A 12,528-nucleotide genomic window follows, 5' to 3' on the forward strand; every position below is an offset into this window, starting at 1 on the left:
TTTAGGAATAATTTATGAGCTCAGCAAAGCAAGTAGCAACATTTGGTGGCGGCTGTTTTTGGTGTATAGATGCTGCATTTAGGCGTGTAAATGGCGTATTAAACGTAAGTTCTGGTTACACTGGCGGCGAAACAAACACGCCGACTTACCAATCAGTTTGTACAGGCACTACCGGGCATGCAGAAGTTGTTAAAATTGAATTTGACAGCGCTATAGTGAGCTTTGAAACACTTTTAGCAATGTTTTTTACTTTGCATGATGCAACGCAATTAAATCGCCAAGGTAACGATATAGGCACGCAATACAGAAGCGTTGTTTATTACCATGACGACGCGCAATTCACACAAACCAATGAAATGATAGCCCAATTACAAAACCACGTTAGCGAGCCAATAGTGACAGAGGTTAGCCCAGCTACAACGTATTACCCAGCAGAGCATTATCATCAAGATTACTACAACGAAAACCCACAACAAGGTTACTGTAGTATTTTAATAGCACCTAAATTACACAAGTTTGAAACCGTTTTTAGAGAGTTTTTAACTGAGTAACTAATTTAAGCAGTTAATTTAAGTAGTTAAATTTAGCTACACATTAAAAAGCCCGATTTAAACCGGGCTTTTGTATTTTCAGCTCAACTTAAAAAACCTTTAACTACAAAAGGTTATTAAAGACGACTAAAACTGGTAGCTTGCGCCTGCAAAGAAGCGACGCTCTGGTGTGTTGTAGTAATACACTTCACCCGTTGTAAAATCAGCATTTGAATCAACCGCGTTGTATTCTTTATCAAATAAATTTTCTACACGAAGTGATACTTCAATGTGCTCATTTACTTGGTAATTACCCGCTAAGTTCCAAAGTGTGTAAGAACCTAAACGCGTTACTGCACCTTCTCGGTCACTACGGTATTGCATATCTAGTGTTGCATCAAATGCACCAAACTGTTTTGCTACTTCCCAGTTGAATGTACGTTTAGCAACGTTACGTAATTCTGCGCCTGTTTCTTTGTTTTCAGCACTTAAGTAAGTAAAGTTAATATTGCTATCAAACCCATAAAACTGCTGAGAAAGGCCAAACTCAACCCCTTCATAGCGTGCTTCGTTTAAGTTAATAGGAAAGAAATTAGTGTCTAAAGAAATTTTATCCTCAATATCATTTCTAAAAATAGCAACGTCAACACTTGCTACATCAAAATCTACATTTAATCCAATCTCTCGATTTAATGATTTTTCAGGCTCTAAATCAGGGTTAGATGAAGGTGGAAAACCTGGAAAGGCTGGAAAATATAAATCGTTAAAGGTAGGCGCTTTAAAACCAGTACTTTGACTTATTCTAAAGGTTGCATCTTCAGATAAGTGATATCCGGCTGCCACAGTGTAAGTCGTTTCGTCACCAAATTGCTCATCATCATCTTGGCGTACAGTTAAATTAGCTAATACTTTCTCAGCGTTGTAATATGCACCAATAAATACAGCTAACACATCACGTTCTTGTACATCATATTGTGTTGAACTGTGGCTTACATCATCATTGTACCAGTTAACACCGCCACTAATATTAAGTACTTCTGATAAATTATACTGACCGTTATAATCCAATTGCACACGTTTAGTTATAAAATCATTTTCGCCAAATGCTGAAGTATCGTGTGAATCATCTGTTGAAATAGCAATATCAATACTGTGTGATTGACTAATGTAGTTTTTATTCCAACCAGCAGAAAGCTGATAATTTTTAAAATCACTAGTTTCCACAGTACTTGTTGCAGGGCTAAAGCGACTATCGTAATCTGCGTAACCTTCGCTGTATTGACCTAGTAACTTAAAGTCGCCGTAATATGCGTCGGAGTAATTTACTTTAAAACCAAGGTTTTTATTTTCATAGCCATCTTCATCGGGTGCCACACCTTGCAATGCGTCAAAGCCATCTGTTTTTTCATAACCCGCATTAAAAGCGGTGGTTACCTCAGCCGATTTAACAGAGCCCGCAACTTGATAGTTTTGGTATGCGTCTGAGCCAAAAGTAGCATCTAAAGATAAATTATCAGCTTCACGCGTAATAATATTAATAACACCCGCAAGAGCATCTGAGCCATAAACAGCAGCACGTGAGCCTTTAATAATTTCGATACGCTCAATACTATTTAAAGGAACATTACTTAGCGCTTTTTGACCAAGCGTTGCCGAACCCGTCCGTACGCCATCGATTAAAATTAACGTATCGCCAGAACCCGTACCACGTAAAGACACGCCAGAATTTTGGCCAAAGCCGCCGTTAGGATTAATTTGAAAGCCAACTTGTTTACTTAATAGCGTTGGTAAGTCACGCACGTTGCTTGCATCTATTTCAGCACGGTCAATAACATTTACGCTTGCTAAAACATCATTAATTGATTGCTCAAATTTATTAGCTGTTACGGTTATTTTTTCAATTGATTGTTCTGCGCCAGACACAGAAAATGACAGCGCAGCAGTAATTGCAACGCCAAGTGTTGTTTTATTTAACATGATGGTCCCTATCTTTGCCCACCGCAAAGATTTAAGTAAGTAAGATTACTTTAAGGCCGGTCTCCGGACTCAGTAAACACCATAAAGAAAGTGTTAATATTTTACCGTTGCGGGGGCAGTGTTGGGATTGCTTTTGTCATAAATACGCACCAACTTCCCGATTATCTTGCTGTTAGTTTCAATACCTTAAAACCAATGCATGAGCACTAAGCAAGCACCTTAAAAATATGCGGCTATTGTGAGTACTTTGTTTACAAATGTCAACGGACGTCTATACAGCTAAAACCTAATTACTCTGGTGTATTATCAAAGCTAGATGGTGCTGAGTATTTATTTAGTAACTTTATAATATGGGGCTTTGTAGCTGCTGAGTTAAGAATTGAATCTATTTTAGATGCAGATATTTTGCTTTGCTTAGGGCTTACTAAAAAGTGAGTGTCGAACACCGCGTCTGGTTTTTCGCTTTTATATAACAAACTCATATCGAATATTTTTTTATTTTTAAAATATTGATAAGCAATATTATTTAAAACACCGACATCTGCGCGCTGCAATAACAGCATTTTTACTACATTGAACTCGTCAACTGTGAGGCTAACATTATGCTCTTCACTTAAGTAATACGCGTCGGTATTAAACCCTGCAAAGTGATAAGAGTAACCAAGTACACCGGCTTTAGTTAATGATTGTAAGTCATCAAAGTAGGTTTGATCTTTGGCGTTTTCTTTAAGTGCATATAATTCATTTTTAGTAATAACATAAAATTTGCTTTGGGTAATATTTTCTCGCGCTGATAGAGGGATCCATTGCTGCGCCATTAAAAATAAAACATCAAATCTGTTTTGCTCTACTGATTTGGTCAACCTTTTTACAGGTAATGAATTGAGTATAAAGTTATATTCACTTTGGGTATTGTTTAATACTTTAATAAACTCAGGGGCTAAGCCCTGCTGTTTTTGGGCATTAATGACTATAGGAAAATAACCATCTTCTACTAATACATTTATATCTATTGCTTTACTTGTGCTTGAGCTACTAAAAAATACAAAAGTAATAAAAACTAAAAGTTGGTAGCGATTCATTAATGCACCTAAAACAAAAATATTTAATAAGAGTATAAGTATAGTAGCTTAATTATTAAACATAGTTTGATTTATTAAGGGTGCTAACAGCGCTTAAAAATAGCTCAACCTGAGCTTATATTATTAAGCGCAGGTTGAAGAGGTATTATTTATAACTAGCCCTACTATAAATAATTAATCGCGGAAGTTTTTAAACTGAAAAGGCTGGCCTAAGTCAGCGCTGCGAACTACCTGCATAGCTTCTTGTAGATCGTCACGCTTTTTACCTGTAACACGTACTTCTTCACCTTGAATAGCGGCTTGTACTTTTACTTTAGAATCTTTAATGGCTTTAACTACTTTTTTAGCCATGTCTTTTTCAATACCTTGTTTAAGGCCAACGTTACGAAAAACATTTTTGCCTGCACGCGTAATATCTTGCAGCTCTAAACTCGCTACATCCATACCGCGCTTTGATATTTTACTGGCTAAAATATCAAACAATTGCATAACTTGTGAGTCAGCTTCTGCTTTTAGTTTAATTGTTTTGTCGTTTAATTCTATTGAAGCGTCTACGCCTCTAAAGTCAAAACGCGTTTCTAACTCGCGATTTGCGTTATCAACCGCGTTTTTAGCTTCGTTCATTTCTACTTCAGATACAATATCAAATGAAGGCATTGGTTTCTCCTAACTATTTAATCTTAATTTTATGCGGCAATTATAACGCTAAAATTATAAATCTTTACATTTTTCTGCATGCTGTTCAGGTGCGATACTAATTTAGTTTGATATACTTGCGACTCTTTTTTAAGCGATTTTAGGATTTGTCGTGACAAGGCGTGTTTATCAAGCAATTTTTTTAATCAGTATAGTGGCTTTTACCTTTTTATTTGCCAAGGAAGTAAAAGGCGGAGTTGTAAATTTATTCCCCCATGTTGATAAAGTCGCCCATTTCGGGATTTTTTTCGTACTAGCTATCATAATGGATAAAGCGTTTAAGCTTCCTTTGTATGCACAAATAATGCTACTGGCTGGATACGGTGCATCTATAGAAATAATGCAAGACGCCCTCCCCTACAGACAGGCATCACTAGGTGATTTTTTTGCTGACTTTGCTGGTGCTGCTAGCTACTTTTTAATTAGAGTTATTTTTACCCCTCGAAAAAAGAACCCATATGGCTAATATTTTAATTGTTGGTGATGGCGCTATAGGCTTATTACTGTGCCACTTTTTAAGCACATCAAATCATGTAACGGTATTAACTCGTAAAGCCTCTACGAACACACGTTTTTATAGCCGTGGCAATAATGCGTCTAAAAAAATCAACGCACAGTTTATTTCTTTAAATCAGCTAAATAAAAACAGTGAATTTGATCTTGTATTATTTACGGTTAAAGCCTTTCAGGTACCCGATGCCTTTACTCAAGTAAAATCTTTTTTACCTAAAGGTTGCTCTGTCGTTCTTTCGCATAATGGAATGGGAAATATTGACGAAATAAGTAATCAGCTCAATAGTAACCAAGCACTCTACTTTTTAACCACCAGCATGGCTGGGTATAAATCTAACCAGTATATTGTGCAACATAGCGGTGAGGGGCAAAGTATTATTGGCGGTTGTAATAACCTAGCGCTTCAAGATAACGAAGTCATCACTAATGCATTCAAAGCAGTACCTAACGTTAAATGGACTGATAACATTCATCAGCTTCGTTTTGAAAAACTACTTGTTAATATTGCGATTAATCCCCTAAGCGCCCTAAACAATGTAAAAAATGGTGAGTTACGTGCACCAAAATTCAATGCTGTAATTTTTAACGCTCTCAATGAAGCTTGCAACATAGCTAGGGCCCAAGGTCTTAATATTCCATTAATTAAAGCTTTAAACACCGCTTATAAAATAATGGAGCTAACCTGCGATAATTACTCATCTATGCAACAAGATGTTGTTCATAACAGAACAACCGAAATTAGAGCCATTTGTGGCTATATCGCTCAGCAAGGCAAACTTTATAATATTAAAACACCTTATAATAATGAGCTACTTGCTAAAATTGAGGCAAAAAAAAGCGTGGTATAAACCACGCTTATATAAATACTTTACTTAAGGTTTGTTGTTTATGGGCGATAAACTTTAACTGTGCCGAAGCCTTGCTCATGCAAAATAAGCGCTTGTAACTGGCTCATTACACCTCTATCGCAATATAGGTAGTAATCTTTGTCTTTTGGTAAATCACCAAATTTAGTCGCTAGGCGGAAAAACGGTAAATGCACAACTTCAATGCCATCAACTTCAAGTGGTGCTGCGTCTTCCTCTTCTGGAGAACGAATATCAACAACCACTGCGCCAGCTGGTAAATCAGCAACCGACTCAGCTTCTTTAAGCTCTTGCTTAGCTTCTACGTCAATGTCGCGTACATCCATAATGCGGGCATTTTCTACTACGGTATTTAGTACATCAAAGTCGAACTTTTCTTCTTCGCCTTTAATAACATCAATTTTAGCTTTAACCGTTGGCTTTTTAGAAATTACGCCACAGTACTCTGGCATCGTTTCGGCCATTTCTGCGGTACCAATTTGGCGGGCAATATTAATAATTTCTTGCTTATCGTGCTGAATAAGCGGGCGTAAAATAAGCGTTTCGGTTACGCGATCAATCACGCTTAAATTAGCTAGTGTTTGGCTTGAAACCTGACCAATACTTTCACCAGTTACAAGTGCTTGAATGTTTAGCTTTTCAGCAACTTGGCTACCTGCACGCATCATCATGCGTTTTAGTACAACACCCATTTGGCTGTTTTCAACGTTTTCTAAAATCTCTGCGACTACGGGTTCAAAATCAACAGTTACAAACTTAACTTTATGGGTAGAGCTAAACTTTTTCCATAAATAGTAACTTGCTTGTTTAACACCAATTTCGTGAGCTGCGCCACCTAAATTGAAGAATAAAAAGTGCGTACGAGCGCCTTTACGGATCATTTGATAACTAGCTACACCGGAGTCAAAACCACCCGACATAAGCGAAAGCACGTCTTCTTGAGTTGGCAGTGGGAAACCAGCCATACCAAAATGTGTTTGCGTTACTATGTAGGCTTTATCGTCTTTTACTTCTAAGCGAATAGTTACTTCAGGGCGGCTTAACTTAACGCGTGCACCTTCTACGTGCTGGTTTAAGCCACCACCTACGTAACGTTCTAAATCTGTTGAAGTAAAATCGTGTTGCCCGATACGTTTAGCGCGTACACAAAATGTTTTGCCAACAATCGTATGCCCTACTAGATCAATCGTTTTTTTATAAATATCGTCAAGTGTAGTGAAGTCTGTTTCGGTTACTTCAATAAATTGCACAATTCCAGGAATACGCTGCAGGCTGTCAATAAAGTCTAAGCGCGTTTGTGCATCAACCAATTTAGTAACGACTGAAATATTATCCCAGTTGTTTCTTACTTGTACTTTTTCGTCAACACGACGCAATACAATTTTAATGTTATTTTCTAACACTTTAGTAAAGCGTTTACGTACCGAACGGCTTTTAATGGCAATTTCAGGATGTAGTTTGACGATAAATTTAAGCATAGTTCACTCTTAGACTGCGGGAATTCGCGCTCCCAGGCATTGGGCGCGCGATTATATCAAAAAATTTTGCGTCTAGGAACTAACCAGAAAAATGAGACTAAGTAACACTTGGGGCGTGTTGTGCAAGTTCGGTGTACTTTTCACGTAGTTGGTTCATTTTATCAATACTTTTATCAGTACTGTAAGCCCTGAATAAAGTCAGTACCTTTAAAATACCATGGTAAATATCTTGCTCAGCGAGTGCGCCACTTGGTCTACGTGCTTTTATGTAGGGTGTCCAAAAGCTCACGGTAAGCTTGAGTGTATGGGCAAGTTCTAATGCGTCTTGCTCTTCTATAAATATCATATCGCTATCGCATAAGCCTAAAATAACTTGGCGTACCTGCTCGAGCAATGCTGACTGAAAATCAATATACGCTTGTTTTAAGCTTTCATCTCTGGAGAGAATATCGCCCAAGTTGTCGTAAAAAAAGTGATAACGCCACATCAACTCAAATAATGAATCTAAATACGCTGTTAGGTGATCAAACGCATCATCGTTAGCATGTATTGGTTTAAAATGAGTGTTTAAGTGCTCGCTATAAAGCGCAAAAATATGACGGATAATGTCTTCTTTATTTTTAAAGTGATAATAAAGGTTACCCGGGCTCATCCCTAAATGCGATGCAATATGATTAGTTGATATTGCACGCTCACCATGTTCATTAAATAACGAAATACTGGTGTGTATTATTTTTTCCTTGGTATTCATATGCGACTACTCAAATTAACTTATAAACTACATTACACTAAATATAATCTTTGCAGTATAAACAAATCGAGCTGGTTTAAATACCACCATAATTTACTATTTTAAAAACGAGCTAAGCTGATTTGTACTACAAACACTGATAGACTACTCAAAAAATAATAGTTAGTGAAACTTATGAACGTTACGGCAATTTACCCTGGTACATTCGATCCTTTAACCAATGGGCACACAGATCTTATTCAACGCGCAGCTAAAATGTTTAGCACTGTGATTGTAGCTATTGCTCATAACCCATCTAAACAACCGTGTTTTAGCCTTGAAGAACGAGTGGATTTAGCCAACAACATTTTAGGCCATTTAAGTAATGTAAAAGTGATTGGCTTTTCAGGCTTACTAGCCGATTTAGCTTTTGATCATAAAGCTGATGTACTTATTCGCGGTATTAGAGCGGTGTCTGATTTTGATTACGAATTTCAGCTCGCAAACATGAACCGTCGCCTAAATCCAGATTTAGAAAGCGTGTTTTTAACACCTTCTGAGCGTAATTCATTTATATCGTCAACACTGGTTAAAGAAGTGGCGCGCCATAATGGTGATGTAAGCGAATTTGTTCACCCTGTTATTGTTGATGCCTTAACAGAAAAGTTGGGCTGCGACGCGTGTTAAAGTACACATCAGTATTAGCGCTGCAATGCGCTAATACCCTCCACCTAATCTTATATCGTTTTTTGTAATAACCGGCTACTAAGTAAAAAATTTTTAATTTTTACTAAGCCCAAAATATCTTTATTAATAATTAAGACTATTGCCATAATTAAATCACTCGAAAACTGCCCGACCCCGTAAACTCCCCAAAGCCACCAATAGTCATAGCTAACCAATACTACATAATCGTAATGCATAGCCATATGTAAAATTGCATTAATTGTTAAACCAAAAACAAGGTAATAATAGGCTGTGGCGTTTGCATGTACATAACTATAAGAGAAGTAAACAAGACTGAGGATGGTAAGTAAATCTGCAATTACTAAATCTAAATATATTGAATCAGTAAGGGTAAGTGATGCTTTGAACATAATTAGGCTGAATGTATAGGAGAGCATCATAACTAATGAAATGAACATTACATGCTTATTACGGCAGTTAATTGTACAAGCGTAATTATATAAAAATGGCACTACAAAAGCCCATGTAATAAAGATGCTCAGGTAATCGTTTATAGTACTTAATGCCATAAATACATATTGAAGCATTAATGAGCACCCATTTTCTTAACGAGAAAATTTTTGACTTTTATTAACCCTAAAATATCTTTATTTATAAATAAAACCACTGCCATAACTAAGTCACTTGTAAGCTGACCAATACCGTAAAGCCCCCAAAACCACCAAAACTCCATATTTCCCAAGACAATGCTATCGTAATGCATTCCAAAAAATACAAACGCATTAAAGCTAAGCCCCACTATTAGGTAATAAAAAGCGGTAGGCTTGTTTTTTATGAAAAAGCCCGCCCACATCATCAAAGTTAATATTGTAACTGCATCAAATAAAAAAAGGTTTAGGTGAGGCGTAGCTGTTTGAGGATCCATAACCATGCTTGATGTATATGAAACCATCATAATAAATGATATTTGGGCTAGGCTTTTATCTGGTTTATTAATACTTATTGATAAGTTATATAGAAATGCAAAAACAAATAGCCAAGTAATTAAAATGGTTATGTAATCATAAAGGTTAGCCATCGCCCATAATAAATTATGCATATTGTGAGGGCTTAAATTTTGTTGTTAAATAATCACTTAACTTTGCTAAGCCTAAGATATCTTTATTAACAATTAAAGCTAATGGCATAATTAAATCTGTAAAATACGTGCCAAATACATAAACATTCCAAAACCACCAATAATACAATGTGCCACGTACTTCAATATCGTAATGCATTGCTAAAAACAAACTCGCATTAATACTTAAGCCTATAACCACATAGTAAAAAGATACAGGCATAGCTTCTTTGCTTATGCGTTTGTAGAAAAAAATAGCAGCTAAAGTAACAATATCAAAATAGAAGTAGTATAAGTGCGATACTGTAACCATATCGAATAATGTACTTGAACTATAGGAAATCATCATAATTAAAGATAAGTACACATTCGCTTTTTGAGAAGTATTTATACTTGCTGATAGGTTGTACAAAAAAGCGAAAACGAACAGCCATGTGATGAAAATGCCTACATAATCTCTAATTGCAACTAAACTCCAAAGAATATCTGCCATAGAAATTAACGCCTCAGAATGTCGCTTTGCAAAACGTTTTTAAGCCTCACAAGTCCCAGCAAGTCTTTATTTATAATTAGCACTAGTGCCATTGTAAAATCGCTAAAATACATACCAAAAATATATACGGTCCAAAACCACCAATAGTAAAGTGTACCCTGTATAACAATGTCGTAATGCATACCTAAAAATAAGCAGGCATTAAAGCTTAGCCCTACAATTAAATAATAAAAAGGCGTAGGTATAGCCTGTTCCGTGAAATTATGCCACAGAAGTAAAACAAGGAGAGTTACAGCGTCATAATAAAAATAATTTAAGTGCGATGGTGTAATAAGTGGGTCCATAAGCAAACTAGCTATGTAGGATACCATCATAATAAATGAAAGTTGTGCCCTGCTCTTATCTGGCTTATTAATACTTGCCGATAAGTTATACAAAAAGGCAATAAGAAAAAACCACGTAAACAAAACGCCTACGTTGTAACCTAAATCGACCAGTCCCCAAAGAATATCAGCCACTTTGCTTCAATCTCATAACACCGTTCACCAACTTATCAGTAGCATGCACTAACATTAAGAAATCCTTTTTAACGAAAAAAATACTAACCATGATGATATCCATCATATTAATAACAACCGTATAAAAAGACCAAAACCACCACGGTTCGTAATTACCACGTACAAACACATCTATGTGCATAGCTAAAAATAATAACGAATTGATGCTCAAGCCAAATAATAAGTAAGTAGACATGCGCTTTTCAGGTAAGTAATACCGCAGAAAAAAAATAAAAAATAAAGTGGCTACGTCATAGCAAAAAAACTCTATGTAGCTAAAGTTGTAAATATCTATAAATGAGCTTAGGCAATAAGAAACTACCATAACTAAAGATAGCCATACAGCCTTTTTCGATGGATTGTTAATGCTAGTTGTTAGTGAATATAAAAAGGCCATTAAAAAGCCCCACTGTACTAACACACCGATATAAACTGAAATCTATGGAGGGATTAGAACATTATTCACTATTGCGGTTTCTTAGCACATAGCGAGCGAATAAGGTTTGTGAAATAAATAATTTTTAAGAAATCTCTATTGATAAACAACACTAAAATCATACTCAGATCAGAAATGGCCACAACTGATGAATACAGTCCCCAAAACCACCAGTAGGTGTAATTATGTAAAATATAAGAGTCTAAATACATACCTAGAGCAAAGCACATGTTGATACTCAGCCCAAGCATAAGATACATAAATGCAACCGTTTTCTCTTTAATAAAAAAGTATTGGGTAATAATTAAAACCACAATGGTGATAGCGTCTAAAATAGCGAGATCAAGGTAAGTAATGGTTTGGTAATTGAACAAAACACCTGGAAAATACGAAATAGCCATAATCGATGAAAGTATAACTAACGCTTTAAAGCGTGAATTGATAGATGAGACTAAAGAATATAAAAATGCCATGAGGAACCCCCATTGCAATACCACACCGATTATATGGGCAATTCTCACATCTAATAAAAAAGAGATGATATCCATCTTAAAAGTAAACGCTAATAATAAGCACCTCAAAAATAATAAACAACACCATTAACTGAGCACCTAGCTTAGTATTTTACTTATCCAAACTATAACTTTCATCGCCATAAACGTATCGATACTTCGTCTTTAAAATGCTAGCTGCAAAAGCCACCTTTTAAGCTTAATTAAGCCTAAAAAGTCTCTATTGATAATTAGTACGGCAATCACACAGAAAGCATAACAGCCGATGAATAAAAGCGCCAAAACCACCAGTAGGTGTAATTATATAGAATATTGGTATCTAGATAAATGCTAAGGGCTAAAAAGGCGTAGATGCTAAGGCCGATAATTAGGTAGACATAAGCTGTCGTTTTCTCTTTAATAAAATAACGCTAGGTTCCATAAACAGCTACTAAAATAGCGATATCTAAAAGGACAAAATCTAAATAAATAATCGTTTGAAAGTTTGTGAATATCCAAGGTAAGTAACCTATCGCCATAATACTCGAAAGTGCGACTAAACCTTTAAAGGATTCATTAATTGAGGATACGAATGAATATAAAAAGGCCATAAGCCCCCCCCCACTGCAAAATGACGCTTAATACATAAGCGAAATCAAAGTTAGAGATTACATCAAAAATAGCCATATTATTAAAGCTCAACCACACTTATAGCCTCTCACTAAATCGATTACTCTTAAATTGATTGAATACTAATGAAAGCATCATTAAAACATCAATTACGTTTACGCCGATAGAATAAACACTCCAATACCACCATGGCTCAAAGTTATACAAAATGTATATATCACAATACAAAAGCAACGTAAGTACGG

At 36.0% G+C, this 12,528-nt stretch carries 15 protein-coding genes and 1 riboswitch; of the genes, 4 read left to right on the forward strand and 11 right to left on the reverse strand.

Annotation, left to right across the window (positions count from 1 at the left end; all coding sequences use genetic code 11):
• Positions 1 to 14 precede the first annotated feature (14 nt).
• Complete coding sequence (gene msrA / locus ATS74_RS09490; protein WP_058548651.1) at positions 15 to 551, forward strand: peptide-methionine (S)-S-oxide reductase MsrA; 537 nt, start codon at positions 15 to 17, stop codon at positions 549 to 551.
• 126 nt (positions 552 to 677) lie between these two features.
• Here the strand turns inward: msrA and ATS74_RS09495 are convergent, their stop codons facing one another.
• The 3 genes from ATS74_RS09495 to ATS74_RS09505 form a co-directional block, all read right to left on the reverse strand.
• Positions 678 to 2,507 (reverse strand): TonB-dependent receptor domain-containing protein, encoded by a 1,830-nt coding sequence (locus tag ATS74_RS09495; RefSeq protein ID WP_058548652.1) that lies wholly within the window; start codon positions 2,505 to 2,507, stop codon positions 678 to 680.
• Positions 2,508 to 2,544: 37 nt separating this feature from the next.
• Positions 2,545 to 2,711: riboswitch (cobalamin riboswitch) on the reverse strand.
• A gap of 86 nt (positions 2,712 to 2,797) precedes the next feature.
• Positions 2,798 to 3,589, reverse strand: a complete 792-nt coding sequence (locus ATS74_RS09500) for a hypothetical protein (RefSeq protein WP_058548653.1) — start codon at positions 3,587 to 3,589, stop codon at positions 2,798 to 2,800.
• Positions 3,590 to 3,763: 174 nt separating this feature from the next.
• Entirely contained in the window at positions 3,764 to 4,246 is a 483-nt protein-coding gene (locus ATS74_RS09505; protein WP_058548654.1) for a YajQ family cyclic di-GMP-binding protein, read from the reverse strand.
• Positions 4,247 to 4,397: 151 nt separating this feature from the next.
• On the opposite strand from ATS74_RS09505, the gene ATS74_RS09510 reads away from it, so the two are divergent.
• The gene (locus tag ATS74_RS09510) at positions 4,398 to 4,751 is read left to right on the forward strand and encodes a VanZ family protein (protein ID WP_058548655.1); all 354 of its coding nucleotides are present in this window, start codon (positions 4,398 to 4,400) and stop codon (positions 4,749 to 4,751) included.
• A complete protein-coding gene (locus ATS74_RS09515) occupies positions 4,744 to 5,646 on the forward strand; it encodes a ketopantoate reductase family protein (protein ID WP_058548656.1) in 903 nt (300 codons plus the stop codon). The genes ATS74_RS09510 and ATS74_RS09515 overlap by 8 nt, the downstream gene beginning before the upstream one ends.
• 38 nt (positions 5,647 to 5,684) lie before the next feature.
• On the opposite strand, the gene thiI is transcribed toward ATS74_RS09515, so the two are convergent.
• Complete coding sequence (gene thiI, locus ATS74_RS09520; protein WP_058548657.1) at positions 5,685 to 7,142, reverse strand: tRNA uracil 4-sulfurtransferase ThiI; 1,458 nt, start codon at positions 7,140 to 7,142, stop codon at positions 5,685 to 5,687.
• A gap of 97 nt (positions 7,143 to 7,239) precedes the next feature.
• Positions 7,240 to 7,893: a TetR/AcrR family transcriptional regulator gene (locus ATS74_RS09525; RefSeq protein WP_058548658.1), complete on the reverse strand. Its 654-nt coding sequence runs from the start codon at positions 7,891 to 7,893 to the stop codon at positions 7,240 to 7,242.
• A 174-nt stretch (positions 7,894 to 8,067) separates the two neighbouring features.
• Here ATS74_RS09525 and coaD point away from each other — a divergent pair, with 174 nt between their 5' ends.
• Positions 8,068 to 8,559, forward strand: coding sequence for a pantetheine-phosphate adenylyltransferase (coaD, locus tag ATS74_RS09530; RefSeq protein WP_058548659.1), 492 nt, complete (start codon positions 8,068 to 8,070; stop codon positions 8,557 to 8,559).
• Between the two features lie 50 nt (positions 8,560 to 8,609).
• On the opposite strand, the gene ATS74_RS09535 is transcribed toward coaD, so the two are convergent.
• The 6 genes from ATS74_RS09535 to ATS74_RS09560 all read right to left on the reverse strand — a co-directional run bounded on the left by ATS74_RS09535 (position 8,610) and on the right by ATS74_RS09560 (position 11,635).
• Entirely contained in the window at positions 8,610 to 9,017 is a 408-nt protein-coding gene (locus ATS74_RS09535) for a hypothetical protein (RefSeq protein ID WP_235591999.1), read from the reverse strand.
• 128 nt (positions 9,018 to 9,145) lie between these two features.
• Complete coding sequence (locus ATS74_RS09540; RefSeq protein ID WP_058548661.1) at positions 9,146 to 9,658, reverse strand: hypothetical protein; 513 nt, start codon at positions 9,656 to 9,658, stop codon at positions 9,146 to 9,148.
• Positions 9,651 to 10,169, reverse strand: a complete 519-nt coding sequence (locus ATS74_RS09545; RefSeq protein ID WP_058548662.1) for a hypothetical protein — start codon at positions 10,167 to 10,169, stop codon at positions 9,651 to 9,653. Before ATS74_RS09545 ends, ATS74_RS09540 begins: the two co-directional genes overlap by 8 nt.
• 5 nt (positions 10,170 to 10,174) lie before the next feature.
• Positions 10,175 to 10,687, reverse strand: coding sequence for a hypothetical protein (locus ATS74_RS09550; RefSeq protein ID WP_058548663.1), 513 nt, complete (start codon positions 10,685 to 10,687; stop codon positions 10,175 to 10,177).
• Positions 10,680 to 11,123: a hypothetical protein gene (locus ATS74_RS09555; RefSeq protein WP_082660575.1), complete on the reverse strand. Its 444-nt coding sequence runs from the start codon at positions 11,121 to 11,123 to the stop codon at positions 10,680 to 10,682. Before ATS74_RS09555 ends, ATS74_RS09550 begins: the two co-directional genes overlap by 8 nt.
• Before the next feature lie 68 nt (positions 11,124 to 11,191).
• Entirely contained in the window at positions 11,192 to 11,635 is a 444-nt protein-coding gene (locus ATS74_RS09560; RefSeq protein ID WP_082660581.1) for a hypothetical protein, read from the reverse strand.
• Between the last annotated feature and the right edge of the window lie 893 nt (positions 11,636 to 12,528).

The organism is Pseudoalteromonas sp. H103 (assembly GCF_001469205.1).
GTDB classification, from domain to species: domain Bacteria; phylum Pseudomonadota; class Gammaproteobacteria; order Enterobacterales; family Alteromonadaceae; genus Pseudoalteromonas; species Pseudoalteromonas carrageenovora.

Coding starts and splice junctions, on each gene's coding strand:
- ATS74_RS09505 (WP_058548654.1), bottom strand. CDS start 4,246: ATGCCTTCATTTGATATTGTATCTGAAGTAGAAATGAACGAAGCTAAA.
- ATS74_RS09545 (WP_058548662.1), bottom strand. CDS start 10,169: ATGGCAGATATTCTTTGGAGTTTAGTTGCAATTAGAGATTATGTAGGC.
- ATS74_RS09540 (WP_058548661.1), bottom strand. CDS start 9,658: ATGCATAATTTATTATGGGCGATGGCTAACCTTTATGATTACATAACC.
- ATS74_RS09535 (WP_235591999.1), bottom strand. CDS start 9,017: ATGTTCATTTCATTAGTTATGATGCTCTCCTATACATTCAGCCTAATT.
- ATS74_RS09515 (WP_058548656.1), top strand. CDS start 4,744: ATGGCTAATATTTTAATTGTTGGTGATGGCGCTATAGGCTTATTACTG.
- ATS74_RS09495 (WP_058548652.1), bottom strand. CDS start 2,507: ATGTTAAATAAAACAACACTTGGCGTTGCAATTACTGCTGCGCTGTCA.
- ATS74_RS09525 (WP_058548658.1), bottom strand. CDS start 7,893: ATGAATACCAAGGAAAAAATAATACACACCAGTATTTCGTTATTTAAT.
- ATS74_RS09500 (WP_058548653.1), bottom strand. CDS start 3,589: ATGAATCGCTACCAACTTTTAGTTTTTATTACTTTTGTATTTTTTAGT.
- ATS74_RS09560 (WP_082660581.1), bottom strand. CDS start 11,635: ATGGCATTTTTATATTCTTTAGTCTCATCTATCAATTCACGCTTTAAA.
- msrA (WP_058548651.1), top strand. CDS start 15: ATGAGCTCAGCAAAGCAAGTAGCAACATTTGGTGGCGGCTGTTTTTGG.
- coaD (WP_058548659.1), top strand. CDS start 8,068: ATGAACGTTACGGCAATTTACCCTGGTACATTCGATCCTTTAACCAAT.
- ATS74_RS09555 (WP_082660575.1), bottom strand. CDS start 11,123: ATGGCCTTTTTATATTCACTAACAACTAGCATTAACAATCCATCGAAA.
- thiI (WP_058548657.1), bottom strand. CDS start 7,142: ATGCTTAAATTTATCGTCAAACTACATCCTGAAATTGCCATTAAAAGC.